This is a genomic window from Azotobacter chroococcum (assembly GCF_004339665.1).
Taxonomy (GTDB): Bacteria; Pseudomonadota; Gammaproteobacteria; order Pseudomonadales; family Pseudomonadaceae; genus Azotobacter; species Azotobacter chroococcum.
This window is the reverse complement of record NZ_SMMU01000005.1, coordinates 125,391-151,105: the sequence shown is the minus strand read 5'-3', so window position 1 is coordinate 151,105 and position 25,715 is coordinate 125,391. Positions and strand designations below refer to the sequence as shown.

Genomic DNA, 25,715 nt, shown 5'->3' with positions numbered 1-25,715 from the left:
TCCAGGCTCTGGCGCCCGGCCGGTGGCGCACGTAGAGTTTCGCCTTCCGGTACCGCTTCCGGCCCGCCCATGAGCCTGCATCTGCCCACGCTGTTTTTGCTGAATGTCTACGTGCTCACCCTGCTGGGCTGCCTGATGCTGCATGTATGGTGGCGCAGTGATGGCGAGTTGACCCTCGGCTGCTCGGCCGGAACGCTCCTGCTGGCGGGGCTGGGCGTGCTGGTGGTCGGCTTGCGTGGCCGGGGGATGGACACCCTGTCCATCATGCTTGGCCATATGCTGCTGCAGCTGGCGAGCGGCCTGGGCTGGGCGACCATGCGCATATTCGTCGGGCGGCGCCTCTGGTGGCCGGGCATTGCCGGCGGTGCGCTGCTGTGGGCGCTACTCTGCCAGTGGCCGTACTTCATGAGCACGGTATCGTTGCGGCTGACGGTCGCCACCCTGCTCACGATCCTCTATACCCTGCTGACGGCTGGGGAGCTGTGGGGCGCGCGCCGGCTGCTGGAGGTCGCCATTGGTCCGGTACTGGCCTTGCTGCTGGCGCACGCACTCTTCTGCAGCGGGCTTCTGTTGCTGAGCGGCAGGCACGACATCGACTGGATATGGGGCGGACTGGACGGCGGCTTCCTGACCTGGCGGCTGCTGGAGGCCTTCCTGTTCGTCATCGGCATGGCCTTCGCCACCCTGGCCATGGTCCGCGAGCGCGCCGAGCTGCGTTACCGCGCGGTGGCCTATCGCGATCCGCTCACCGACATCGGCAACCGCCGGGCCTTCACCGTCGGCAGCGAGGCCCTGCTGGTTCGCTGCGCCGCCGAGGGGCGGCCGGCGACCCTGTTGCTCTGCGACCTCGATCACTTCAAGCGCTTGAACGACACCCATGGCCACGCCATGGGCGATGCGGCGCTGATCGCCTTCGGCCGTCTGCTGGCGCTGGGCATCCGCCAGCAGGATATCTGCGGGCGCATCGGCGGCGAGGAGTTCGCCTGCCTGCTGCCCGGGGCCGACGAGATGGCGGCGCTGCAGGTGGCCGAGCGCATCCGCCGGGCCTGCAGCGAGTTGTTGCTGGGGACGGAGGTGCGCGTCAGCGTCAGCATCGGCATCGCCTCCACGGCGCAGGCCGGTTACGAGCTGTCGCGCCTGCTGGCGCTGGGCGATCAGGCGCTGTACCGGGCCAAGGCCAAGGGCCGCAACCGGGTCGAGCGGTTCGCCGACTGAGTGCTGCAGTCCGGTGTCCTGATTCGGGGTACACTTGCCGCCCCTCGGATCGGACCGGACGCCTGCCATGGCCCTGCAAGCCACCCCCTACAAAGTCGAACTCAACCTCACCGACCTGGATCGCGGGGTCTACGAGAGCCTGCGCTTCACCGTCGCCCGGCATCCCTCGGAGACCGAGGAACGTCTGGCCGTGCGGCTGATCGCCTATGCCCTCTGGTACGACGAGCAGCTGGCCTTCGGCCGCGGCCTGTCGGACGTCGACGAGCCGGCGCTGTGGCAGAAGAGCCTCGATGACCGCATCCTGCACTGGATCGAGGTCGGCCAGCCGGACGCCGAGCGTCTGACCTGGTGCTCGCGCCGCGCCGAGCGGGTCAGCCTGCTGGCCTATGGCAGCCTGCGGGTCTGGCAGGGCAAGGTCGTGGACGCGGTGAAGGGCCTGAAGAACCTCTCCATCGCCGCCGTCGATGCCGAGGCGCTGGGCGCGTTGGCTCGGGACCTGCCGCGCAGCATCCAGTGGAGCGTGATGATCAGCGACGGCGAACTGTTCGTCACCGACGAGCGCGGCCAGCACGAGGTCCCCCTGGAGTGGCTGCTCGGCGAGCGCTGATCGCCGTTTCTTCGTGGGAGCCCATTCATTTGCGATCGGCTTTGCTCCCAAATGCGCTCACCGCCATAGAATTTGAGTCCCTTTCCCCGTCATGCGTATCGAACCCCGCCCGCTGCCCGAACGACTGCCCGCGCTGGGCGACCTGCCGCCGCTGCTGACCCGCCTCTACGCCGCCCGCGGCGTGCAGTCCGCGGCCGAACTGGACAAGGGGCTGGCACGGCTGCTGCCCTTCCGCCAGCTCAAGGGCATCGAGACGGCGGTGGAGCTGCTGATCGAGGCGTTGCGCGAGCGCCGGCGCATCCTCTTCGTCGGCGACTTCGACGCCGACGGCGCCACCGCCAGCACGGTCGGCGTGCTCGGTCTGCGCCTGCTCGGCGCGGCGCATGTCGACTACCTAGTGCCGAACCGCTTCGAGTACGGCTACGGGCTGACCCCCGAGATCGTCGCCGTGGCCCTGGAGCGCCGGCCGGAGCTGCTGGTGACGGTGGACAACGGCATCTCCAGCCTCGATGGCGTGGCCGCGGCCAGGGCTGCCGGCCTGCGCGTGCTGGTCACCGACCACCACCTGCCGGGCCGCGAGCTGCCGGCGGCGGACGCCATCGTCAATCCCAACCAGCCGGGCTGCGATTTTTCCAGCAAGGCCATGGCCGGGGTTGGGGTGATCTTCTACGTGCTGCTGGCGCTGCGCGCCCGGCTGCGCGAGCTGGGCTGGTTCGCCGGGGCGCGAAGCGAGCCGAACCTGGCCGAGCTGCTCGATCTGGTCGCCCTGGGCAGCGTCGCCGACGTGGTGCCGCTGGACGCCAACAACCGCATCCTGGTCCACCAGGGGTTGGCGCGCATCCGTGCCGGACGGGCTCGGCCGGGGCTGCGCGCGCTGCTCGAGGTGGCCGGCCGCGACTACCGGCGGATCACCTCCACCGACCTCGGCTTCATTCTCGGACCGCGGCTGAACGCCGCCGGGCGGCTCGACGACATGTCCCTCGGCATCGAATGCCTGCTCTGCGAGGACGAGGGGCTGGCCCGCGACATGGCGGTACAGCTCGACCAGCTCAACCAGGACCGCAAGGCCATCGAGCAGGGCATGCAGCGCGAGGCGCTGGCCCAGCTCAAGGAGCTGCCGGTCGAGGAGTTGCCCTTCGGCCTCTGTCTGTTCGAGCCGGACTGGCACCAGGGGGTGATCGGCATTCTCGCCTCGCGTCTCAAGGAGCGCTATCACCGTCCGGCCATCGCCTTCGCCGATGCGGGCGACGGCCTGCTCAAGGGCTCGGCGCGCTCGGTGCCGGGCTTCCACATCCGCGATGCGCTGGATGCAGTGGCGGCCCGCCATCCGGGTCTGATCAGCAAGTTCGGCGGGCATGCGATGGCCGCCGGGCTGTCGCTCCCGGAGGAGAACTTCGCTGCCTTCGCCGCCGCCTTCGACACCGAGGTGCGCCGCCAGCTCTGCGCCGACGATCTGACCGGACGGCTGCTCTCCGACGGCCAGCTCGGCGTCGAGGAGTTTCACCTCGACCTGGCCCGCGCCCTGCGCCAGGCCGGCCCTTGGGGCCAGCATTTTCCCGAGCCGCTGTTCCATGGAATGTTCCAGGTCGTTCAGCAGCGCCTGGTCGGCGAGCGTCATCTGAAGCTGGTGGTACGCAGCGAGTGCGGCGCGCTGCAGCTCGACGCCATCGCCTTCAACATCGACCGCGAGCAATGGCCGAACCCCACGGTGCGCTGGATCGAGCTGGCCTACCGGCTGGACGTCAACGAATACCGCGGGCAGGAGAGCGTGCAGCTGGTGGTGGTGCATCTCGAGGCCCGCTGAGCGGGCTCGATGGGTTGCCGATCCTCTCGCTCCGGCGGCGCGTGCGCGCCAGAACGAAGGCTAGAGTTGTTGAAGCATCGACCATCCGTTAGGACCCAAGGGAGTGTTGCCATGAGCCTGCTGTTCGAGCCCCTGACCCTGCGTCAGCTGACCCTGCCCAACCGCATCGTGGTGTCGCCGATGTGCCAGTACTCGGCTCGCGACGGGCTGGCCAACGACTGGCATCTGGTGCACCTGGGCAGCCGCGCGGTGGGCGGGGCCGGGTTGGTGATCGTCGAGGCCACCGCGGTCGCCGCCGAGGGCCGGATCTCCGCCCAGGATCTCGGCCTCTGGTGCGACGAGCAGATTGAGCCGCTGCGCCGGATCACCGCCTTCATCGAGGCCCAGGGCTCGTTGGCCGGCGTCCAGCTGGCCCATGCCGGGCGCAAGGCGAGCGTCTGGCAGCCCTGGCTGGGACGGCCGGGCAGCGTACCGCCCGCGGCGGGCGGCTGGGTTCCGGTCGGCCCGTCGGCGATTCCCTTCGATCCCCGCCACACGGTGCCCCGGGTCCTCGACGAGGCCGGTGTCGGCGAAATCGTCCAGGGCTTCGTGCGCGCCGCCGAGCGCGCCCTGACCGCCGGCTTCAAGGTCGCCGAGGTGCATGCTGCGCACGGCTATCTGCTGCATCAATTCCTCTCGCCGTTGTCCAATCAGCGTCGGGACCAGTACGGTGGCAGCTTCGATAACCGCATCCGCCTGCTGCTGGAGGTGACCGAGGCGGTGCGCGCGGTGTGGCCCGAGACCCTGCCGCTGTTCGTCCGCCTGTCGGCCACCGACTGGGTGGAGGAGGGCTGGAACCCGGAGGAGACGGTGGAGCTGGCCCGGCGCCTGAAGGCGCTGGGCGTCGACTTGATCGATGTGTCCTCCGGCGGCACCGCGGCGGCGGCGGAAATCCCCGTCGGCCCGGGCTACCAGACCCGCTTCGCCGAGCAGGTGCGCCGCGAGGCGGGCATCGCCACCGGCGCGGTGGGCATGATCACCGAGGCGGCGCAGGCCGAGCACATCCTGCGCACCGGTCAGGCCGACCTGATCCTGCTGGCCCGCGAGTTGCTGCGCGACCCCTACTGGCCGCTGCATGCAGCGGATTTTCTCGGCGACAAGACGGTGCCCTGGCCGGCGCAGTACGTGCGGGCCACGCATCGCGACACGCCGTTCCGCGAGCCCGGCGAACTCGACTGATCCGCCGGTCTCGCGCTTCGACCAGAGGAGACTGCGCGATGAACACCAGTGGATTGCTCGATCAACTGCTCAGGTCCGCCCAGGGCTTTCGCCGCCAGGGGCAGCCACTGCCCGGCAGTGGAAGCGGGGTTGGCGGGCTCGGCGATCTTCTCGGCGGTGCCGGCGGCGCCCTGATGGGCGGCAAAGGCAAGGGCGCGCTGGCAGCCGGCGCCCTCGGCCTGCTGCTCGGCAAGCGGCGACTCGGCAAGCTGGGCGGCAACGCCATGGCCTATGGCGGTCTCGCCGCTCTCGGGGTGCTGGCCTACCAGGCCTTCAGCAACTGGCAGGCACGGCAGGCCGGCGCTCCCCGGCGCGAGCCGCAGACCCTCGACCGCCTGCCGCCGGAAAAGGCCGAGGAGCACAGTCAGGCACTGCTCAGGGCGCTGGTCGCCGCGGCCAAGGCCGACGGGCATGTGGACGAGCGCGAGCGTCAGCTGATCGAGAGCGAGCTGGCGAAGGTCGCTGAGGATGACGAGCTGCAACGCTGGCTGCATGCCGAGTTGAACAGGCCGCTGGACCCGGCCGAGGTGGCCAGGGCCGCCGACACGCCGGAACTGGCTGCGGAGATCTACCTCGCGAGCCTCCTGGCGGTCGACGAGGAGCAGTTCATGGAGCGTGCCTACCTCGACGAGCTGGCCCGGCAGCTGAGGCTCGACCCGCAGCTCCAGGCGGAGCTGGAGGCTCAGGCCAGGGCCGCCTGAGCCCGGCTGGCGCGGCACGGCGTGCGGACGCGCGGGCTGTCAGTCACGGCCCGCTGCGTTATACTCCCCGGCTTTTCGAACTGTCCGACCGCGAGTGCTGCCCACCATGGAAATCAACCCGATCGTCAACAGCATCAAGGACCTGTCCGAACGCACCCAGACCATTCGGGGGTATCTTTGACTACGATCAGAAGCATGACCGCCTGATTGAAGTCAACCGCGAGCTGGAAGACCCGAACATCTGGAGCAATCCGGAATACGCGCAGAATCTGGGCCGCGAACGCGCCCAGCTGGCGCAGATCGTCGAAACCCTGGACGAACTCACCGGCAGCCTGGCCGACTCCCGTGACCTGCTGGAGATGGCCGCCGAGGAGAGCGACGAGGGCGCGGTGAACGACGTCGCCAGCGAAGTCGAGCGCCTGCGCGGGATCCTCGAAAAGCTGGAGTTCCGCCGCATGTTCAGCGGCGAGATGGATGCCAACAACGCCTATCTCGACATCCAGGCCGGCTCCGGCGGCACCGAGGCCCAGGACTGGGCCAACATGCTATTGCGCATGTACCTGCGCTGGGCCGACAAGCACGGCTTCGACGCCACCATCATGGAGCTCTCCGAAGGTGAGGTCGCCGGTATCAAGGGCGCCACCGTGCATGTCAAGGGCGAATATGCCTTTGGCTGGCTGCGTACCGAGATCGGCGTGCACCGGCTGGTGCGCAAGAGCCCGTTCGATTCCGGCAACCGCCGGCATACCTCGTTTACCGCAGTGTTCGCCTCGCCGGAAATCGACGACAACATCGAGATCGATATCAACCCGGCCGACCTGCGCATCGACACCTACCGCTCCTCCGGCGCCGGTGGCCAGCACGTGAACACCACCGACTCCGCCGTGCGCATCACCCACCTGCCGACCAACACCGTGGTGAGCTGCCAGAACGAGCGTTCCCAGCACGCCAACAAGGACACGGCGATGAAGATGCTGCGCGCCAAGCTGTACGAGCTGGAGGTGCAGAAGCGCAATGCCGCGGCCCAGGCCCTGGAAGACACCAAGTCGGATATCGGCTGGGGCCACCAGATCCGCTCCTACGTGCTCGACCAGTCGCGGATCAAGGATCTGCGCACCGGCATCGAGAACAGCAACTGCGATGCGGTGCTGGACGGCGATCTCGACGACTTCATCGAGGCCAGCCTCAAGCAGGGGCTCTGAAGCCTTGACGCCCCCTTCCGCCGGGCGGGCTGGGGGCAGGGGGGAGGGGCTTGCTGCACCTCTTCCGAACCCTCTCCCCGGCGCGGCGAGGGGATGCAACCTATCAGGAACATGACACGACCATGAGCGAACAACCGCTGAACCAGCATGCCCTCCACGAAGAAGAAAACAAGCTGATCGCCCTGCGCAAGGAAAAGCTTGCCGCCGAGCGGGCGAAGGGCAACGCCTTCCCCAACGATTTTCGCCGCGACAGCCACTGCGCCGACCTGCAGAAGCGCTATGCCGAGGCGAGCAAGGAGGAGCTGGAAGCGGCGGCGATCCCGGTCAAGGTGGCCGGACGCATCATGCTCAACCGCGGCGCCTTCATGGTCATCCAGGACATGACCGGGCGTATCCAGGTCTACGTCGACCGCAAGACTCTGCCGGCCGAGACCCTGGAAGCCGTCAAGCACTGGGACCTTGGCGACATCATCGCCGCCGAGGGCAGCCTGGCGCGTTCCGGCAAGGGCGACCTCTACGTGCACATGCAGAGCGTGCGCCTGCTGACCAAGTCGCTGCGCCCGCTGCCGGACAAGCACCACGGCCTGACCGACACCGAGCAGCGCTACCGCCAGCGCTATGTCGACCTGATGGTCAACGAGGAAACCCGCCACACCTTCCGCGTGCGCTCGCAGATCATCGGCTACATCCGCCGCTTCCTCGCCGAGCGCGATTTCCTCGAAGTGGAAACGCCGATGCTGCAGGTCATCCCCGGCGGCGCCGCGGCCAAGCCCTTCCAGACCCACCACAACGCGCTGGACCTGCCGATGTTCCTGCGCATCGCGCCCGAACTCTACCTCAAGCGCCTGGTGGTCGGCGGCTTCGAGCGGGTCTTCGAGATCAACCGCAACTTCCGCAACGAAGGCGTCTCGACCCGCCACAACCCCGAGTTCACCATGCTCGAGTTCTACCAGGCCTACGCCGACTACGAGGACAACATGGACCTCACCGAGCAGCTGTTCCGCGAGCTGGCGCAGCTGGTGCTGGGAACCACGGACGTGCCCTACCAGGGCAAGGTGTTCCACTTCGGCGAGCCCTTCACCCGCCTGTCGGTGTTCGACTCGATCCTCCGCTACAACCCGGAAATCTCCGCCGAGGATCTGCGCGACATCGAGAAATGTCGCGTCATCGCCAGGAAGGCCGGTGCCGACGTCAAGGGCTTCGAGGGCCTCGGCAAGCTGCAGACGATGATCTTCGAGGAACTGGTCGAGCACCGCCTGGAACAGCCGACCTTCATCACCCGCTATCCCTTCGAGGTCTCGCCGCTGGCGCGGCGCAGCGATGACGACCCGAGCGTCACCGACCGCTTCGAGCTGTTCATCGGCGGCCGCGAGATCGCCAACGCCTACTCCGAGCTGAACGACGCCGAAGACCAGGCCGAGCGCTTCATGCAGCAGGTCCGGGACAAGGATGCCGGCGACGACGAGGCCATGCACTTCGACGCCGACTTCGTGCGCGCCCTGGAATACGGCATGCCGCCGACCGCCGGTGAAGGCATCGGCATCGACCGCCTGGTGATGCTGCTGACCGATTCGCCGTCGATCCGCGATGTGATCCTCTTCCCGCACATGCGCCCGGAGCTCTGATCCGGCGTCGCGTAGCCGCTTCCCGAAAAGGCCCGCACTCCGCTGCGGGCCTTTTCGTTGCTGGCGGATGCATCCGGCCGGCTGCACATTTTGGCATTGAAGTGCCATGATGGATTGCTTCCTGCGCCGAAAGCCCTAACAATGGGGGCAGGTCTTAGTTGGAAAAGGATGCCCGTCTTGACCCAGTTCATCGCTCTGAACAGTGCCGCCCGCATGGCCAGCGCTGTCGCCCACAGTGTCCAGTATCAAGGTCGCAAGACCAGCCGGCGCGGCAGCGAACAGCGCCGCCAGGCGATTCTCGACGCCGCCATGCGCATCATCATCCGCGACGGCGTGCGTGCCGTGCGCCACCGGGCGGTAGCCGCCGAGGCCGGCGTGCCGCTGTCGGCGACCACCTACTATTTCAAGGACATCGACGACCTGCTGACGGACACCTTCGCGTTGTTCGTCGCACGCAGCGCGGCCTACATGGCCGGCTTCTGGGAGCGAACCCAGGGGCTTCTGCTGGAGCAGGTCGACCGCCTGGAGGACAGCGGCGAGTCGCGCCGCCAACTGGCCGAGGAGATCGCCCGGCTGGCGGTGGGCTACGTGCGCCACCAGCTGCATTTCCGCCGCGACGAGCTGATCGCCGAGCAGGCCTTCCAGCAGGAGGCGTTGATCAACCCGCGTCTGCACGAGCTGGCGCGTTCCCACCGGCGCATCCTCCAGCAGGGGGCCATCCAGTTCTTCCAGGTGCTCGGTTCGCAGCATCCGGAACAGGATGCCAGCGTGCTGACCGGGATCATCGGACGCATGGAGTACCAGGGCCTGCTCGACGGTCCGGGACGCCTGGACGACGGGGAGATGCTGGCCATTCTCAGTCGCTACATGTACCTGGTGCTCGGGCTCTGAAGGTGGGCCGTCCCCGGTGCGGACATCGGGGACGGCCCTTTCGGACGGAGGAAAGCGTTATGCAAGCCTGGCGTCTTCCGGTCCTCCTGCTGTGCTTCCTCCTGCTCGCCGGCTGCCTGGTGAGCTTCACCGAGCGGATCGTCCCCGGCGAGGCGGCGCCGATTCCGCTGCTCGGCCAGTGGAGCCGGCGCAACGAATGGGGCGAGCAGCTGGCCCTGGAGATTCGCCAGGCCGGTCCCGACCGCTATCGCGCCCACCAGTACCAGGAAGGCGCGGATGACGGGCAGGCTCTGCTGCAGGCCGAATTCACCGTGGCCCGCCATGGCCGGCGCTGGTATCTTTCCGCCGGGCTGCCGGACGATCTCGGTGGTGGTTTCCTCATCCTCGGCTTCGAGCTGACGGCGCAGAACGAGCTGGTGCTCTACAACCTGGAGCCGGCCCGGATTCGCCAGGCGCTGGAGCGGGGCGCGCTGGCCGGCAAGCCGATCGCCACCGCAGGGGGGCCCGGGGTGCGCGTCCTCAGCCCGCTGGACAGGGTCTTCGCCTATCTGGACGATCCTGCCCATTCCGACGTTTTCAGCGAAGTGGCGCGTTATCAGCGCGTCGGCCAGTGAGAGCTCGATGAGCAGACGCAACAAGCAGAAAGACGATTACCAGCAGATCATCCGCAGTCTCTCCGACCGGCTGGTCGAGGCGCAGATGCCGATCCGCGTGCTGGATGCGGTGAAATGGGACGACGAGGTGCGCCAGCGCTTCTTCGCCGCCGGCTGCCGCAAGCTGCCGCCGGTGGACCGGGCCTACTACGAAAGTCGCCCGTTATCCTTCGATCCGGTGGCGAAGAAGCAGGAATTCCAGGGCATCGAACGGGACATCACCCGCCAGCTCGGCCAGTTCAGTCCGGTCGGGCAGATCATGCGGCGCATGTGCAAGGAATACCGCATGGTCATCCGCATGCTCGAGGCGCGCGGCACCGCGGATTTCGGGCTGATTTCCGAGGAACTCTACGGCGCCGCCTCGGATGCCTTCCATGCCGGCGACCCGACCCTGGCCGATTTCGGCCTGATGCTGTCCGACTACCTGAACCAGATCGCCGATCGCGGCGACCTCAAGGACGAGCCCAAGACCCTCAACGCCAGCACTGCCGTGCAGATGCTCCAGGAGCGCCTGAACCGGGTGTTCGGCGAGAGCGAGTCGACGGTGCGCGTGTTCGAGTCCGATGGCATCGTCGCCGACGCCGCGGCCGGCGCCGACTACATCAAGATCCGCAGCGACGCGCTGTTCAACGAGCGCGACGTGCGCGCCTTGGAGGTGCATGAGGGGCTGGTTCACGTGGCCACCACGCTCAACGGGCTGAGCCAGCCGATCTGCACCTTTCTGGCCAAGGGCCCGCCGTCCTCCACAGTGACCCAGGAAGGCTTGGCGATCCTGATGGAGGTGATCGCCTTCGCCTCCTATCCGAGTCGCCTGCGCAAGCTGACCAACCGCACCCGCGCCATCCACATGGCCGAGCAGGGGGCGAACTTCCTGGACATCTTCGAGTTCTTCCGCGATCAGGGACTGAGCGACGAGGACAGCTACACCAACGTCAGTCGCGTGTTCCGCGGCTCGCGGCCGGACGGCATGCCCTTCACCAAGGACCTGTCGTATCTGCGGGGCTTCATCCTGATCTACAACTATATCCAGCTGGCGGTGCGCAAGGGCAAGCTGGAGCAGATCCCGCTGCTGTTCTGCGGCAAGACCACCTTGGAGGACATGCGCACCCTGCGCCAGCTGGTCGACCAGGGCCTGGTGGTGCCGCCGAAGTACCTGCCGGAGCAGTTCCGCGATCTCAATGCCCTGTCGGCCTGGATGTGCTTCTCCAACTTCCTCAACCACCTCAGCATGGAGCGGATCGAGGCGGATTACGCCAACATTCTCTGAGGCGCGCGGCGTGCGGCGCTTCACGTCGCCGTGCGCCGCGCCGGCAGGCTCGCGGAGTATCCTTGCAGGCCTCCTGCCTCGATAAGGACAGTTTCCATGGCCAGCCATCAGCTCGACTACGAAATCCTCGGTTCCCACGCCCAGTCGGTGGAGATCATCCTCGATCCCGGCGAGACGGTGGTCGCCGAGGCCGGCGCGATGAATTACATGACCGAGGGCGTGCGCTTCGAGACCCGCATGGGCGACGGCTCCGAAGACGGAGTGCTGGGCAAGCTGTGGGGCATGGGCAAGCGCATGCTGACCGGCGAGTCGCTGTTCATGACGCACTTCTCCAACCAGGGCAAGCGGCAGGCGCGGGTCGCCTTCGCCGCGCCCTATCCGGGGACCGTGGTGCCGGTGGACCTCGCCCAGATCGGCGGCACCCTGGTCTGTCAGAAGGACAGCTTCCTCTGCGCGGCCCGCGGCACCGAGATCGGCATCACCTTCAGCAAACGCATCGGCGCCGGCTTCTTTGGCGGCGAGGGCTTCATCCTGCAGAGGCTGTCCGGCAACGGCCTGGCCTTCCTGCATGCCGGCGGCGCGGTGATCCGCAAGGAACTGCATGACGAGACCCTGCGCCTGGATACCGGCTGCCTGGTGGGCTTCAGCGAGGGCATCGACTACGACATCCAGCTGGCTGGCGGGCTGAAGAGCATGCTGTTCGGCGGCGAGGGCATTCTCCTGGCGACCCTCAAGGGCACCGGCACCGTGTGGCTGCAGAGCCTGCCGTTCTCGCGGCTGGCCGAGCGGGTCTACGAGGCGACGGTCAAGGCCCGCGAGGACGTGCGCGGCGGAGGCGACTGATGCTGCAGCCGAGGCGCGCGCTGCGCCTGGCCCTGCTCGCTCTGGTCCTGGCCGGCAGCGGCTGCAGCTCCCTGCTGTTCTATCCCGAGCCCGGCCAGCCCCTCACGCCGCGGGCCGCCGGGCTGGATTATCGCGACGTCGAGTTGCGCGCCGCCGACGGCACGCGCCTGCACGCCTGGTGGCTGCCGGCCAAGGCCGGGCAGGAGGTGCGCGGCACCGTGCTGCACCTGCACGGCAACGGTGGCAACCTGGCCTGGCATCTGGGCGGCAGCTGGTGGCTGCCGGAGCAGGGCTGGCAGGTGCTGCTGCTGGATTACCGCGGCTACGGGCTCTCCGAGGGCTCGCCCGCGCTGCCGGAGGTGTATGGCGATCTGGAGGCGGCCTTCGCCTGGCTGGAAGCGGAGCCGGCGGTGCGCGGCAAACCGCTCGCCGTGCTCGGCCAGAGTCTTGGGGGCGCCCTGGCGGTGCGTTTCCTCGCGCAGCAGCGAGAGCGCCGGGGCCAGGTTTCGGCGCTGGTGCTCGACGGCGTGCCGGCCAGCTATCGGGAGGTGGCGCGGCACATGCTGGGCAGCGCCTGGCTGACCTGGCCGCTGCAGGTGCCGCTGTCCTGGCTGGTGCCGGACGGCGACAGTGCGGTCGAGGCGATGCCGCAGCTGCAGGGCCTGCCCGTGCTGATCTACCATAGCCGCGACGATGCGCTGGTGCCTCTTGCCAACGGCCTGCGCCTGTACCGGGCCGCCGCTCCGCCCCGGCTTTTCCAGCCGACCCGCGGCGGCCATGTGCAGACCTTCGCCGAGCCGGCGTGGCGGGCGCTGATGCTGCGCTTTCTCGCCGATCCGCAGGCGGCGGGCGGGCTGGCCGAATCTTCCCCTGACGAGATTTCCCGATGACTGCGACCAATCCCGTTCACCTGATCCTCACTGCCGTCGGCAGCGTCGCCGCCACGGTGGCGGCGCTCGGCTATTACGGCTATCTGCATGTGGCCAGGCCGGAGGACGCCCTGCTGCTGGCGGAGTTCACCATGCTCAAGACCATTCCCGGCGAGGATTACCGGCTTTCCCTGAAGCCGGCCAGCCAGGTGGCGCAGTGCATCGATGGCGTGCTGGTGCTGTTCGACACCGAACAGAAGGGCCTCACCGGTGTGCTGGTGGACCAGCGCCGGCAGGCGGTGCGCTGCTTCGGCCAGGAAGCCCCGCAGGCCGAGCGATGAAGGTCGAGCTCTGGGAGGGCGACTTGACCCGCCTGGCGGTGGATGCGCTGGTCAATGCCGCCAACTCCAGCCTGCTCGGTGGCGGCGGAGTGGACGGCGCCATCCATCGCGCCGCCGGCCCCGAGCTGCTCGCCGCTTGCCGCCAGCTGGGCGGCTGCCCGACCGGCGAGGCACGCCTGACCCCGGGCTTCCGCCTGCCGGCACGCTACGTGATCCACACGGTCGGCCCGGTCTGGCAGGGCGGCGGCCGGGGAGAGGCGGAGCTGCTCGCCGCCTGCTACCGCAACAGCCTGGCGCTGGCCGAGCGGCACGGGCTGGAGACCATCGCCTTTCCGGCGATCAGCTGTGGCATCTATGGCTACCCGCCGGAGCAAGCGGCGGCCATCGCACTGGCCGAGCTGCGTCGCCCACGACCGGACGACAGTTCCCTGCGCCAGGCGCTGCTGGTGGCCTTTTCGGCGGACATGGCCACGCTCTATCGGCGCCTGCTGGACGCCTGATCCTCAGTGGCTGGCGCTGTCGGTCTGGACGGCCATCTCCTGCAAGTAGCGGCGCGACAGGGCGAGAAAGCGCGGCGTCGGGCCGATGTCCTCGTAGAGGGGGTCGCCCTGCTCGTCGGTGGAGACGACCTGGCTGCCCTTCACATAGGGCATGCTGGTTTCCAGCTCCTCGAGAGCGGCGCCGATCAGCTCGCCGAGCAGTTCCTCGACGCTGCGTCTGGGGTACATCTCGGTCAGCGCGGCAAGGCGCGCGGCGGACTCCAGATCGAGCCGGATCTGATAGTTGCTGGGCGTCAGACGTCCTCTGGCGCCGCGCTCCCAGTGTTGGAGCAGTTCGCGGATCTTCATGAGGCACCTCATCCTGCTGCACGGGCTGCCGGACGACCTGTCGGGCAGTGACGGATCGTGCTTGGGTATGACTTCAGACTAGCTCAGTAGCGCTGCCTCTTGTCAGAAATCGGCATGCTGGGCACTCTACGGCAAGCGATCCGGCACGACGGAGAGGCCGCCGGAGGTCCGGTCGGCTGCCTGTTCCCCTAGTGCTGCTGGAGGTTGCGATGGAGGAGATTGACGCCCGTCTGCGCGAGGAGGTCCGCCTGCTTGGCGAGCTGCTCGGCGAATACATCCACGCCCAGTGCGGCGAGGACTTCTTCGACAAGATCGAGCGCATCCGCCTGGGGGCCAAGACCGGCCGCCTCGGCTCGGAGGAGGGCGCCGAGCAGTTGACCCGCACCCTGGGCGAGCTGCAGGAGGACGAGCTGCTGCCGGTGGCACGGGCCTTCAACCAGTTCCTCAACCTGGCCAACATCGCCGAGCAGTATCACGAGATCCGCCGCCGCGCTGCCGAGGAGCCGCCGCCCTTCGCGCTGCGCGCCCTGCCCGAGCTGCTCGGCCGGCTGCTCGCCGGCGGGCATGCCGCCGACGCGCTGGCCCGCCAGCTCGGGCGGCTGGAGATCGACCTGGTGCTCACCGCCCATCCCACCGAGGTGACGCGCCGTACCCTGATCCGCAAATACGAGGCGATCGCCGCCGAGCTTGCCGTATTGGACCACAGCGACCTGCTGCCGGCCGAGCGCGAGGCGGTGCGCGAGCGCTTGCGCCGGCTGATCGCCGAGGCTTGGCATACCGACGAGATCCGCCGCAGCCGGCCGACCCCGGTGGACGAGGCCAAATGGGGCTTCTCGGTGATCGAGCACTCCCTCTGGCAGGCCGTGCCGGCCTTCCTGCGCGGGGTCGACCGGGCGCTGCACCAGGCCACCGGGCTGCATCTGCCGCTGGAAGCGGCGCCGATCCGCTTCTCCTCGTGGATGGGCGGCGATCGCGACGGCAATCCCAATGTCACCGCCGCGATTACCCGCGAGGTGCTGCTGCTGGCGCGCTGGGCGGCCGCCGATCTCTATCTGCGCGACATCGACCAGTTGGCCGCCGAGCTGTCCATGCAGGAGGCGAACAGCGAGCTGCGTGCCCGGGTCGGCGAGGTCGACGAGCCCTACCGGGCTCTGCTCAAGCAGCTGCGCGAGCGCCTGCTGGTCACCCGCGACTGGGCCGCGGCAGCCCTGCACGACGAGACGGTGCGTCCGCCGGCGGTGCTGCAGAGCAACCGCGAACTCCTGCAACCGCTGGAGCTCTGCTACCGCTCGCTGCATGCCTGCGGCATGGGGCTGATCGCCGACGGTCCGTTGCTCGACTGCCTGCGCCGGGCGGCCACCTTCGGCCTGTTTCTGGTGCGCCTGGACATCCGTCAGGACGCCGCCCGGCATGCCGCGGCGCTCAGCGAAATCACCGAATACCTCGGGCTCGGCCGCTACGCCGACTGGGACGAGGAGGCCCGCACCGCCTTTCTGGGGCGCGAACTGGACAGTCGCCGGCCGCTGCTGCCGGTGCACTTTCCCGCCACGGAGGAGACCGCCGAGGTGCTCGCCACCTGCCGCGAGGTGGCGCTGGCGCCGGCGGCCTCGCTGGGCTCCTACGTCATTTCCATGGCCGGCGCGCCCTCCGACGTGCTGGCCGTGCAGCTGCTGCTCAAGGAGTGCGGGCTGCAGCGGCCGATGCGTGTGGTACCGCTGTTCGAGACCCTGGGCGACCTGGAGCAGGCCGCGCCGACGGTGGAGCGGCTGCTGCTGCTGCCGGGCTACCGCGCCCGCCTGCACGGCCCGCAGGAGGTGATGATCGGCTACTCCGACTCGGCCAAGGACGCCGGCACCACGGCCGCCGCCTGGGCGCAGTACCGCGCCCAGGAGGGGCTGGTGGAGGTCTGCCGGCGGCAGGGTGTCGAGCTGCTGCTGTTCCATGGCCGCGGCGGCACCGTCGGCCGCGGTGGCGGTCCGGCCCATGCGGCCATCCTGTCGCAACCGCCGGGTTCGGTGGCCGGACGCTTCCGCACCACCGAGCAGGGCGAAATGATCCGCTTCAAGTTCGGCCTGCCGGACACCGCCGTGCAGAACCTCAATCTCTACCTGGCCGCCGTTCTCGAGGCCACCCTGCTGCCGCCACCGACGCCGGAGCCGGCCTGGCGCGCACTGATGGACCGCCTGGCCGCCGAGGGTCTGGCTGCCTATCGCGGCGTGGTGCGCGAGCATCCGCAGTTCGTCGAGTATTTCCGTCAGGCCACTCCCGAGCAGGAGCTCGGGCGCCTGCCGCTGGGCAGTCGTCCGGCCAAGCGGCGGGCCGGCGGGATCGAGAGTCTGCGGGCGATTCCCTGGATCTTCGCCTGGACCCAGACCCGTCTGATGCTGCCGGCCTGGCTGGGCTGGGAGACGGCCCTGGGCAATGCTCTGGCGCGCGGCGAGGGCGAGTTGCTCGAGCGGATGCGCCAGCACTGGCCGTTCTTCGGCACGCGCATTGACATGCTGGAGATGGTCCTGGCCAAGTCCGACGCCTCCATCGCCTGGCTTTACGACGAGCGTCTGGTGGAGCCGCACCTGCGCCCCCTGGGGCAGCAGTTGCGCGGCCTTTTGTCGCAAGCCTGTGATGCGGTTCTCGAATTGACGGGGCAGGAGCGTCTGCTCGGCCACAATCCGGAGGTCTGTGCCGCCTTCAGCGTGCGCAATACTTACCTGGATCCCTTGCACCTGCTGCAGGTCGAGCTGCTGGCGCGCTATCGGCAGCATCAGGAGCAGGCCGGCAGCCCGCTGGAACAGGCACTGCTGGTGAGCGTGGCGGGCATCGCCGCCGGTCTGCGCAATACGGGCTGACCAACGGCAGGTGCGAAGGGGCTGGCGGATGGAGCTTCGGCATGCATTTGCCGTCATGCTTTTCGCCGAGGTTTTCTGTCGTTTGCGGCAAGTTCGTTACGGTTTTGTCTGACTTGTGCACCCAGGGTCGGCTGTGTATCTTGTGCACCCTTTTGGCTGCCCGAAAGCGCCAAATTCGTTGTTTAGATGATCGATCAGAGACAATTCGAAGATTTTAATAATCACTCAAGGAGCTACATCGATGCGCATGATTCTGCTGGGGGCGCCCGGTGCCGGTAAAGGCACCCAGGCCCGCTTCATTACCGAAAAGTTCGGTATTCCGCAGATTTCCACCGGTGACATGCTGCGTGCCGCGGTCAAGGCCGGCAGCCCGCTGGGACTCAAGGTAAAGGGCGTGATGGACAGTGGCGGCCTGGTTTCCGATGACATCATCATCGATCTGATCCGCGAGCGTATCGCCCAGCCCGACTGCGCCCGCGGCTTTCTCTTCGACGGCTTCCCGCGCACCATTCCCCAAGCCGAAGCCCTGCGCGACGCCGGCGTGACCATCGACCATGTGCTGGAAATCGCCGTGGACGACGAGGAGATCGTCTCGCGCATGTCCGGCCGCCGCGTGCACCCGGCCTCGGGGCGCGTCTATCACGTCCTGCACAACCCGCCGAAGGTGTCCGGCAAGGACGACGAGACCGGCGAAGACCTGATCCAGCGCGAGGACGACAAGGAGGAGACCGTGCGTCACCGTCTGGCCCTCTACCATTCGCAGACCAAGCCGCTGGTCGACTTCTACCAGAGGCTCGCCGCGACCAGCGGCACGCCTCGCTACAGCCGCATCGAGGGTGTCGGCTCGGTGGGCGAGATCACCGCCCGCGTGCAGGCAGCCCTGGCCTGATCCGCAATGCCTGCAACGGACGGCCCGCCCTGTGCGGGCCGTCTGCTTTTCGGCTTCTGGTCGGGTGGCGTTTATAATGTTCGCCCTTCTTCTCCTGCCCGGATGACCCGATGACCACTCTGCTGGCCCTGGATACCGCCACCGAAGCCTGTTCCGTCGCCCTCCTGCACGAAGGGCGTGTGCTCGGCCGTTGCGAGGTGATTCCACGCGTGCACGCCCAGCGCGTGCTGCCCATGGTGCAGGAGCTGCTGGGCGAGGCGGGCATCGCCCTCTCGGCGGTCGACGCCATCGCCTTCGGCCGCGGCCCGGGCGCCTTCACCGGGGTGCGCATCGCCGTCGGCGTGGTTCAGGGGCTGGCCTTCGCCCTCGAGCGGCCGGTGCTGCCGGTCTCCAACCTGGCGCTGCTGGCCCAGCGCGCCCATCGCGAGCAGGGCGTTGGTCAGGTGGCGGCAGCCATCGACGCGCGCATGGACGAGGTCTACTGGGGCTGCTACCGCCTGGAGGCCGGCGAGATGCGCCTGGCCGGCGCCGAGGCGGTGCTGCCGCCGGAGCAGGTCGAGCTGCCGCGCCTGGCGACCGGCGACTGGTTCGGCGCCGGCACCGGCTGGGTCCATGCCAGGCGCATGCCGGTCGTGCCGGCCGCCGTGGGCGCCAGCCTGCTGCCCGATGCCCGCGATCTGCTGATCCTGGCCGGCTTCGCCTGGCAGCGTGGCGAGGGCGTGCCGGCCGAGCAGGCGCAGCCGATCTACCTGCGCGACAAGGTCGCCACCCCCAAGGGCGCCCGGTAGCTTCGCCGATGCTGCCCTATTGTCTCGGCTGTCCCTCCTGGAGCGAGGCGGCCTGGCGCGGCGGCCTCTACCCGGACGGCGCGCCGGCGGCCGACTACCTGGCCCTCTACGCGCGGGTGTTCAACGCGGTCGAGGGCAACACCACCTTCTATGCCCGGCCCTCGGCGGTCACCGTGCAGCGCTGGGCGCAGCGCATGCCGGCGCATTTCCGCTTCTGCGCCAAGCTGCCGCGGGACATCAGCCACTCGGCCGACCTGCGTCAGCAGATATCGGCTACCCGGGCCTTCGTCGCGCTGCTGGCGCCATTGGGCGAGCGGGTCACGCCGTTCTGGCTGCAACTGCCGGCCAGTTTCGGCCCGGCGCGCCTCGGCGAGCTGACGGATTTTCTCGCCCGGTTCGAGCGCCCCTTGGCGGTGGAGGTCCGCCATCCGGCCTTCTTCCAGCGCGGCGCGGAGGAGCGGGCGCTGAACCGCCTGCTGCGCGATGCCGGCGTCGAGCGCCTGTGCCTGGATTCCCGGGCCCTGTTCAGCTGCCACGATGACACGCCGGCGGTGCGCCACGCCCAGGCGAAGAAGCCGCGGTTGCCGGTGCGCCCGGCTGCCCTCAGCGCATTCCCGCAGGTGCGCTTCATCGGCCATCCCGTGCTCGCCGCCAATGACCCCTTCATGGCGCCCTGGGTGGACAAGATCGCCGCCTGGATCGAGGAGGGCCGGCATCCCTACGTCTTTCTGCACACCCCGGACAACCTCCTGGCTCCCGAGCTGGCGCGGCGCTTCCATGAGCAACTGAGGACACGTCTGCCGGGACTGCCGCCGCTGACGGACCCGCCAGCAGTTGGGAGTTCTCAGCTCGATCTGCTTTAAGTGCAACCAAGCCGCTTGTTCGTTGCCTCAAGGACATGCCCTTCGTTCTCTGGCTCTTGATGTGCGCGCTGCTGGCAGGGATCGTCTGGATCGGCTGGCAGGCCTGGCCGGCCGTGCCGCCCCGCTGGAATCCCTGGGCGCCGCTGGATGTGCGGGCCCCGCCGAACCTGCTCACCCCCTTCAAGCAGTGGCGTCTGCGACATGATCCCGCGCTCTGCGCCGCGGCGCTGGCCAGCTCCGCACTGCGCTACACTGCCTTGGCCGACACTCGGCCGGCGCCCGACTGCCCGATCGAGAACAGCGTGCGCCTGTATTCCGCCGAGGTTGCCTTCAATGCCAGCTTCACGGTCACCTGCCCGCTCGCCGTCGGCTATGCCCTGTTCGAGCGCCATGGCCTGCAGCCTGCGGCCCGGCAGGTGTTCGGCCAGCCGGTAGTGCGCATCGATCACTATGGCAGCTTCGCCTGCCGCAACATCGCGCGCAGTGCCAGGCGCAGTCAGCATGCCAGCGCCAATGCCCTGGACATCGCCGGTTTCCGCCTGGGTGACGGCCGGCGCATCACCGTGGCCCGCGACTGGGGCGGCGATGACGAGGCGGCACGCTTTCTGCGCCTGGTGCGCGATGCCGCTTGCCGCTTCTTCAACGTCACCCTAGGCCCGGATTACAACGCCGCCCACCGCGACCACCTGCACGTCGACATGGGGCCGGGACGGCTCTGCCGCTAGAACCGGAGGCTTCAGCCTTCCGAAGCGCCGGGAATGGCCCCGACTCTGGCAGAATGCCGGGCCTGGAGTTGACGGCCGCCGCGGCGGCCCTTTTCGAGCGTGTGGTGATGATCGACGAAAGCCCTGCGGTATGCGTTCGGGTCGAGGCCCTGGACCCGGTATTTGATCAGACGGCACAGGCCCTGGCCGAGCGCCTGGGCCTGCCGCTCGGCGGCGAGGCGCAGTTCGCCCTGCAGCTCGGCGAGCAGGGGCTGCAACTGGCCGAACTGGGAGCGCAGGCGCCCGGGCCGGTGCGGGTCGACTTCGTCGAGGGGGCGGCGGCGCACCGGCGGCTGTTCGGCGGCGGCAGCGGGCAGATGATCGCCAGGGCGGTCGGCGTGCAGCCGGGCGTGCGGCCGAAGGTTCTCGACGCCACCGCCGGGCTGGGACGCGACGCCTTCGTGCTCGCCTGCCTGGGCTGCGAGGTGACCCTGATCGAGCGTCAGCCCTTGATCGGCGCGCTGCTCGCGGACGGCCTGGCCCGTGCCGCCCGGGACCCGGAGATCGCTCCCATCGTCGCGCGCATGCGCCTGCTGCAGGGCGACGCCATCGCGCTGATGCGCCAGTGGCAGGACGAGCCGCCGCAGGTGATCCATCTCGATCCGATGTTCCCCCACCGCGACAAGAGCGCCCTGGTGAAGAAGGAGATGCGCCTGTTCCGCCCGCTGGTCGGCGACGATCCAGACGCGCCGGCCCTGCTCGCGGGCGCCCTGGCGTTGGCCAGCCACCGGGTGGTGGTCAAGCGCCCGCGCAAGGCGCCCTGCATCGAGGGGCCGAAGCCAGGCTACAGTCTGGACGGCAAGTCGAGCCGCTATGACATCTACCCCCTGCAGTCGCTGAAGGGATAGGCGCGCGCGTCACAGCGCGCCGAGCACCTTCTTCGCCAGGCTGCTGGCGGCCGCGGCCGGGTTCTCGCGGATCTTCGCCTCTTCCGCGGCGATCACCTCGAACAGGCCGTCGAGCGCCTGGTCGGTGACGTAGCCCTCGAGGTTGGTGCTCTTCGCATCGATCGCGCCGAAGCTCGCCGCCTGGCTGGCGAAGGCGTTGTACTTCTGGGCCAGGCCGACCTGGTCGGTCGCCTGCTTGACGATGGGCAGGAAGCGGGCGCGGATCTGCTCGCGGCTGCTGCGGTCGAGGTACTGGGTGGCCGCATCCTGCGGACCGGCGAGGATCGCTTTGGCGTCGGTCACGGTCATCCGGCGCACGGCGTCCAGCAGCAGGGCCTGGGCCTGTGGCACGGCGGCCTCGGCGGCCTGGTTCATGCGGGTCTCGAGCTGCTCGACCTGGCTGCCCATGCCCATCATCTTCATGGTCTGAGCGATCTTGCCGAGCTTGCCCGGCAGTTCGATGCGCCGTTCGGGGTCGTTGCTGAAACCGCCGGGCCGGCCCAGTTGCTGCACTGCCAGCTGGGCGCCCTGGCTGAGCGTATCCTTGAGTCCGCCACTGGCGTCCTGTTGCGTGAGATCGGCGAGGGTGAGGGCGAGGGCGTTGGCGCTCAGCATGAGGCCGGCGAGCAAGGGGACGAGGCGACGCATGATGGCATTCCGTGCGGAAAAGGGGCGGCCAGCTTAGCCGAGGCGGGTGGGGCGGAACATCCGGGCGCATCGCGAAACGCTTCCCGACCGTGTGGCAGAGCGGCTGCGTGGCGACAGTCCACGGCGCCGGGCAGTCTCTTGCCAGGCCGTCGACCGACTCCTTATAGTCCGCCGGCATTCACTACATCGGCCGTTGAACGCGTCCTTAGGCGGCCATCGGCTTCCGGGCCGACCCGGCACGCCGGGTTTTTCAACGGATCGAACGAGGCGCTTCCCGCCCAAGGCCGCCGGCTGGCGGGAGGGCCTCACCACACGGATGAGAGGCCATGATCGAGATAGACAACCTGACCAGGCGCTTCGCGCAGCACACCGTGGTGGACAACCTGTCCTTCCGCGTCCAGCCGGGGGAGGTGCTGGGCTTTCTCGGCCCCAACGGCGCCGGCAAGTCCACCACCATGAAGATGCTCACCGGCTTTCTCGCGCCGACCTCCGGCAGCGCGCGCATCCTCGGCTTCGACATTCAGCGCCAGACCCTCCAGGCCCAGCGGCAGATCGGTTATCTGCCGGAGGGCGCGCCCTGCTATGGCGACATGCGCGTGGCCGGCTTCCTCGGCTTCATCGCCGAGGTGCGCGGCTTCCGCGGCGCGGAGAAGCGGCGCCGGGTCGAGGCGGCGGTGGCCCGGCTGGAGCTGGAGATGGTCCTCGGCCAGACCATCGACACCCTCTCCAAGGGCTTCAAGCGCCGGGTCGGCCTGGCCCAGGCGATCCTCCACGAGCCGCCGGTGCTGATCCTCGACGAGCCGACCGACGGCCTCGATCCCAACCAGAAGCACCAGGTGCGCCAGTTGATCGCAGAGCTTGCCCGCGACCGCATCGTCATCATCTCCACCCATATCCTCGAGGAGGTGGCGGCGGTGTGCAGCCGCGCGCTGATCATCGCCGCCGGCCGGCTGGTGGCCGACGGTACGCCGCTGGAGCTGGAAAGCCGCTCGCGCTACCACCAGGCGGTGACCCTGGTCGGCGAGGGCCTGGAGCAGGACGCACTGGCGGCGCTGCCGGGCGTCGCCGGGGTCGAGGCCAATTCCCGGGAGGGCAGCCTCACCGTGCTGGCCAGGCCGGGCGAGGTGATCTTTCCCCAGATCAATGCGCTGATCCACCAGCGCGGCTGGAAGGTGCGCGAGCTGGACGTGGAGCGCGGCCGCCTCGATGAGGTGTTCCGCGCCCTGACCCGGGGGGAGGCGGCATGAGACAGCTACCGGCGGTCTTCAGGCGCGAGCTGGGCAGCTATTTCGCCACGCCCCTGGCCTACGTGTTCATCCTGATCTTCCTGGTCCTCTCCGGGGTGTTCACCTTCTACCTGGGGCGCTTCTTCGAGAGCAACCAGGCGAGTCTCGCGCCCTTCTTCAATTTCCATCCCTGGCTCTACCTGTTCCTGGTGCCGGCCATCGCCATGCGCCTCTGGGCCGAGGAGCGCAAGTCGGGCTCCATCGAGCTGCTGATGACCCTGCCGATCAGCCGCTTCGAGGCGGTCGCCGGCAAGTTCCTCGCCGCCTGGGCGTTCGCCGGCCTGGCCCTGCTGCTGACCTTTCCCCTGGTGCTCACCGTCAACTATCTGGGCGAGCCGGACAACGGCGCGATCCTCACCGGCTACCTCGGCAGCTGGCTGCTGGCCGGCGCCTACCTGGCGATCGGCTCGTGCATGTCGGCGCTGGCGAAGAACCAGGTGATCGCCTTCATCCTCGCCGTCAGCCTGAGCTTCCTGTTCGTCGTCAGCGGCTTTCCGCTGGTGCTCGACGCCTTCGCCGGCTGGGCGCCGCAGTGGCTGCTCGACGCGGTGGCCTCGCTGAGCTTCCTGGTGCGTTTCGATGCGATCAGCAAGGGCGTGCTCGACCTGCGCGACCTGCTCTACTTCGTCTCCCTGATCGCCGCCTGGCTGGCCGCCACCGCCGTGGTGGTCGATCTGAAGAAGGCCGACTGACATGAAGAAGATCCTGTATTCCGGCGCCGGGCTGCTGCTCATCGCCGCGGCGTTTCTCGTCTTCAACATCCTCTCCGGGCAGCTGCTCGGCAACGCCCGCCTGGACCTCACCGAGCAGAAGCTCTACACCCTGTCCGCCGGCACCGAGCGGGTCCTCGCCGAGCTGGACGAGCCGCTCGACCTGTACTTCTTCTACTCCGACCAGGCCACCCGCGAGCTGGCGCCGCTGCGCAACTACGCCCGGCGCGTCGAGGAAATGCTCAAGGCCTACGAGCGCGTCGCGGACGGCAGGCTGCGCCTGCACATCGTCGATCCCGAGCCGTTCTCCGAGGATGAGGACCGCGCCGCCGAGTTCGGCCTGCAGGCGGTGCCGCTGAACCAGGGCGGCGAGCAGATCTACTTCGGCCTGGCCGGCCGCAATCCGGCGGGCAACACCCAGGCGATCCCGTTCTTCCCGCTGGACCAGGAGGAATTCCTCGAGTACGAGATCAGCCGCCTGGTGCAGAGCCTGGCGCATCCCGCGCTGCCGGTGGTCGGGGTGCTTTCCGGGCTGCAGCTGAACGGTGGCTTCGACATGCTGGCCGGGCAGCCGACGCCGCCCTGGATGGTGCTCGAGGAGATCCGCCAGCTGTTCCACATCGAAAGCCTGGAGACCGGCATCGACCAGATTCCCGAGGAGGTTTCGGTGCTGCTGCTGGTGCACCCGAAGCAGCTGCCGGAGCAGACCCTCTACGCCATCGACCAGTTCGTGCTGCGCGGCGGCAAGCTGCTGGCCTTCGTCGATCCGCTCAGCGAGACCGACACGGGCATGAGCCTGAGCGGCGAGATGGGCGCTGGCCGGGCCTCCGACCTGGAGCCGCTGTTCAAGGCCTGGGGCCTGCGCCTGCGCCCCGGCGAGGTGCTCGGCGATGCCGCCTACGCCATGGCGGTGAGCGTTGGCCAGGGCCAGCGGGCGGTGCGCCATCCCGCCTGGCTGAGCCTGCCGGCCGCGGCGCTGGACGAGCAGGACGTCAGCACCGCCGGGCTGGAAACCCTGACCGTCGCCAGCGCCGGCATCCTCGACCCCGTGGAGGGCGCCTCGACCCGTTTCGTGCCGCTGATCCACAGCTCCGCCTACGCCATGCCGCTGGATGCCGAGCGGGTCGCCGCCGTCGACGATCCGCAGACCCTGCTCGGCGACCTGCAGCCGACCGGCGAGCGCTACACCCTGGCCGCGCGGATCAGCGGGCCGGCCAGGTCGGCCTATCCGGGTGGCATCGAGGGACGCAAGGACGGTCTCAAGGCGGCCGACAACATCAACCTGATCGTGGTCGCCGACAGCGACCTGCTCAGCGACCGCATGTGGGTGCGGGTGCAGGACTTCTTCGGCCAGCGCATCCCGCAGCCGTTCGCCGACAATGCCAGCCTGGCGATCAACGCGCTGGACAACCTGGCCGGCTCCGACGCGCTGATCGAGGTGCGTTCGCGCGGCCGCTTCAGCCGTCCGTTCGTGGTGGTCGAGGCGCTGCAGCGCGAGGCCGAGGCGCGCTTCCGCAAGAAGGAGGAGGTGTTGCAGCAGCGCCTGGCGCAGACCGAGCAGCAGCTCGCCGCCCTGCAGCAGAGCGAGGAGCCGGGCAAGGCCCTGGAACTGAACGCCGAGCAGCAGGCCACGCTGCAGCAGTTCATGCAGGAGAAGCTGCGCATCCGCAAGGAGCTGCGCGAGGTGCGCTACCAGCTCAACGCCGACATCGAGGCCCTCGGGCGCACCCTCAAGCTCCTCAACATCGCCCTGGTGCCGCTGCTGCTGACCCTGGGCGTGCTGGCAGTCTGGCTGTGGCGTCGTCGGCGCTGGGTCTGAGGGGAAAATCGCCTATCAAACATAGGGTTATTGCTGGTGGAGTGGGCGAAAAGCCTGAAATCAGTCGAAAATACTCAGATTTTCGACTGATT

General features: G+C 68.7%; 25 protein-coding genes. 23 read left to right on the top strand and 2 right to left on the bottom strand.

Translation table 11 applies throughout. The annotated features are described in order from the left end of the window. Positions 1 to 69: 69 nt before the first annotated feature. The 14 genes from EV691_RS06985 to EV691_RS06920 all read left to right on the top strand — a co-directional run bounded on the left by EV691_RS06985 (position 70) and on the right by EV691_RS06920 (position 13,775). Positions 70 to 1,215: a GGDEF domain-containing protein gene (locus tag EV691_RS06985; RefSeq protein WP_242672639.1), complete on the top strand. Its 1,146-nt coding sequence runs from the start codon at positions 70 to 72 to the stop codon at positions 1,213 to 1,215. Between the two features lie 67 nt (positions 1,216 to 1,282). Continuing rightward, on the top strand, positions 1,283 to 1,822 hold the full coding sequence (locus EV691_RS06980) for a YaeQ family protein (RefSeq protein WP_131301409.1): 540 nt from the start codon (positions 1,283 to 1,285) through the stop codon (positions 1,820 to 1,822). 91 nt (positions 1,823 to 1,913) lie between these two features. Then, positions 1,914 to 3,626: a single-stranded-DNA-specific exonuclease RecJ gene (gene recJ / locus EV691_RS06975; protein ID WP_131301407.1), complete on the top strand. Its 1,713-nt coding sequence runs from the start codon at positions 1,914 to 1,916 to the stop codon at positions 3,624 to 3,626. 111 nt (positions 3,627 to 3,737) lie between these two features. Further along, positions 3,738 to 4,844 carry an NADH:flavin oxidoreductase/NADH oxidase gene (locus EV691_RS06970; protein WP_131301405.1) on the top strand — a complete coding sequence of 369 codons (1,107 nt, stop codon included), beginning with the start codon at positions 3,738 to 3,740 and terminating at the stop codon, positions 4,842 to 4,844. Positions 4,845 to 4,882: 38 nt separating this feature from the next. Continuing rightward, positions 4,883 to 5,584, top strand: a complete 702-nt coding sequence (locus tag EV691_RS06965) for a tellurite resistance TerB family protein (protein WP_131301403.1) — start codon at positions 4,883 to 4,885, stop codon at positions 5,582 to 5,584. Positions 5,585 to 5,690: 106 nt separating this feature from the next. Beyond that, a protein-coding gene (gene prfB, locus EV691_RS06960) for a peptide chain release factor 2 (RefSeq protein ID WP_131301401.1) occupies positions 5,691 to 6,786 on the top strand; the annotation gives its coding sequence in 2 pieces (ribosomal slippage) (positions 5,691 to 5,762 and positions 5,764 to 6,786; 1,095 coding nt in all). A 122-nt stretch (positions 6,787 to 6,908) separates the two neighbouring features. Then, positions 6,909 to 8,411, top strand: a complete 1,503-nt coding sequence (gene lysS, locus EV691_RS06955; RefSeq protein WP_039802554.1) for a lysine--tRNA ligase — start codon at positions 6,909 to 6,911, stop codon at positions 8,409 to 8,411. Positions 8,412 to 8,624: 213 nt separating this feature from the next. Next, positions 8,625 to 9,302, top strand: a complete 678-nt coding sequence (locus tag EV691_RS06950) for a TetR/AcrR family transcriptional regulator (protein ID WP_240931527.1) — start codon at positions 8,625 to 8,627, stop codon at positions 9,300 to 9,302. A 59-nt stretch (positions 9,303 to 9,361) separates the two neighbouring features. Beyond that, the gene (locus EV691_RS06945) at positions 9,362 to 9,916 is read left to right on the top strand and encodes a hypothetical protein (protein ID WP_131301399.1); all 555 of its coding nucleotides are present in this window, start codon (positions 9,362 to 9,364) and stop codon (positions 9,914 to 9,916) included. A gap of 7 nt (positions 9,917 to 9,923) precedes the next feature. Continuing rightward, positions 9,924 to 11,222 carry a flavohemoglobin expression-modulating QEGLA motif protein gene (locus EV691_RS06940; RefSeq protein ID WP_039802558.1) on the top strand — a complete coding sequence of 433 codons (1,299 nt, stop codon included), beginning with the start codon at positions 9,924 to 9,926 and terminating at the stop codon, positions 11,220 to 11,222. 96 nt (positions 11,223 to 11,318) lie between these two features. Further along, positions 11,319 to 12,065 (top strand): TIGR00266 family protein, encoded by a 747-nt coding sequence (locus EV691_RS06935; RefSeq protein ID WP_131301397.1) that lies wholly within the window; start codon positions 11,319 to 11,321, stop codon positions 12,063 to 12,065. Continuing rightward, a complete protein-coding gene (locus tag EV691_RS06930) occupies positions 12,065 to 12,955 on the top strand; it encodes an alpha/beta hydrolase (RefSeq protein WP_131301395.1) in 891 nt (296 codons plus the stop codon). Before EV691_RS06935 ends, EV691_RS06930 begins: the two co-directional genes overlap by 1 nt. Beyond that, the gene (locus tag EV691_RS06925) at positions 12,952 to 13,275 is read left to right on the top strand and encodes a PA3694 family proteiin (RefSeq protein ID WP_131301393.1); all 324 of its coding nucleotides are present in this window, start codon (positions 12,952 to 12,954) and stop codon (positions 13,273 to 13,275) included. The genes EV691_RS06930 and EV691_RS06925 overlap by 4 nt, the downstream gene beginning before the upstream one ends. Continuing rightward, a complete protein-coding gene (locus tag EV691_RS06920) occupies positions 13,272 to 13,775 on the top strand; it encodes an O-acetyl-ADP-ribose deacetylase (RefSeq protein ID WP_131301391.1) in 504 nt (167 codons plus the stop codon). Before EV691_RS06925 ends, EV691_RS06920 begins: the two co-directional genes overlap by 4 nt. 3 nt (positions 13,776 to 13,778) lie before the next feature. Here the strand turns inward: EV691_RS06920 and EV691_RS06915 are convergent, their stop codons facing one another. Beyond that, the gene (locus EV691_RS06915) at positions 13,779 to 14,123 is read right to left on the bottom strand and encodes a hypothetical protein (RefSeq protein WP_039802568.1); all 345 of its coding nucleotides are present in this window, start codon (positions 14,121 to 14,123) and stop codon (positions 13,779 to 13,781) included. A 209-nt stretch (positions 14,124 to 14,332) separates the two neighbouring features. Between EV691_RS06915 and ppc the strand changes: the two genes are divergently transcribed. From ppc to EV691_RS06885, 6 genes are all read left to right on the top strand, one after another. After that, entirely contained in the window at positions 14,333 to 16,969 is a 2,637-nt protein-coding gene (ppc, locus tag EV691_RS06910; RefSeq protein ID WP_131301389.1) for a phosphoenolpyruvate carboxylase, read from the top strand. Between the two features lie 241 nt (positions 16,970 to 17,210). After that, positions 17,211 to 17,858 carry an adenylate kinase gene (adk, locus tag EV691_RS06905; RefSeq protein ID WP_039802571.1) on the top strand — a complete coding sequence of 216 codons (648 nt, stop codon included), beginning with the start codon at positions 17,211 to 17,213 and terminating at the stop codon, positions 17,856 to 17,858. Positions 17,859 to 17,968: 110 nt separating this feature from the next. Next, positions 17,969 to 18,646 (top strand): tRNA (adenosine(37)-N6)-threonylcarbamoyltransferase complex dimerization subunit type 1 TsaB, encoded by a 678-nt coding sequence (gene tsaB, locus EV691_RS06900; RefSeq protein WP_131301387.1) that lies wholly within the window; start codon positions 17,969 to 17,971, stop codon positions 18,644 to 18,646. An 8-nt stretch (positions 18,647 to 18,654) separates the two neighbouring features. Further along, on the top strand, positions 18,655 to 19,509 hold the full coding sequence (locus tag EV691_RS06895; RefSeq protein ID WP_131301385.1) for a DUF72 domain-containing protein: 855 nt from the start codon (positions 18,655 to 18,657) through the stop codon (positions 19,507 to 19,509). Positions 19,510 to 19,544: 35 nt separating this feature from the next. Further along, on the top strand, positions 19,545 to 20,234 hold the full coding sequence (locus EV691_RS06890) for an extensin-like domain-containing protein (protein WP_207390278.1): 690 nt from the start codon (positions 19,545 to 19,547) through the stop codon (positions 20,232 to 20,234). Positions 20,235 to 20,341: 107 nt separating this feature from the next. Beyond that, the gene (locus EV691_RS06885; RefSeq protein ID WP_377802328.1) at positions 20,342 to 21,121 is read left to right on the top strand and encodes a class I SAM-dependent methyltransferase; all 780 of its coding nucleotides are present in this window, start codon (positions 20,342 to 20,344) and stop codon (positions 21,119 to 21,121) included. Positions 21,122 to 21,130: 9 nt separating this feature from the next. On the opposite strand, the gene EV691_RS06880 is transcribed toward EV691_RS06885, so the two are convergent. Beyond that, the gene (locus EV691_RS06880) at positions 21,131 to 21,808 is read right to left on the bottom strand and encodes a DUF4197 domain-containing protein (RefSeq protein WP_131301381.1); all 678 of its coding nucleotides are present in this window, start codon (positions 21,806 to 21,808) and stop codon (positions 21,131 to 21,133) included. A gap of 326 nt (positions 21,809 to 22,134) precedes the next feature. Between EV691_RS06880 and EV691_RS06875 the strand changes: the two genes are divergently transcribed. Genes EV691_RS06875 through EV691_RS06865 form a run of 3 tightly spaced genes read left to right on the top strand, consistent with a single transcriptional unit; the run spans position 22,135 to position 25,623 of the window. After that, a complete protein-coding gene (locus EV691_RS06875; RefSeq protein ID WP_131301379.1) occupies positions 22,135 to 23,055 on the top strand; it encodes an ABC transporter ATP-binding protein in 921 nt (306 codons plus the stop codon). After that, on the top strand, positions 23,052 to 23,786 hold the full coding sequence (locus EV691_RS06870) for an ABC transporter permease subunit (protein WP_039802583.1): 735 nt from the start codon (positions 23,052 to 23,054) through the stop codon (positions 23,784 to 23,786). Before EV691_RS06875 ends, EV691_RS06870 begins: the two co-directional genes overlap by 4 nt. A gap of 1 nt (position 23,787) precedes the next feature. Then, the gene (locus EV691_RS06865; RefSeq protein WP_131301377.1) at positions 23,788 to 25,623 is read left to right on the top strand and encodes a GldG family protein; all 1,836 of its coding nucleotides are present in this window, start codon (positions 23,788 to 23,790) and stop codon (positions 25,621 to 25,623) included. Positions 25,624 to 25,715: the final 92 nt, after the last annotated feature.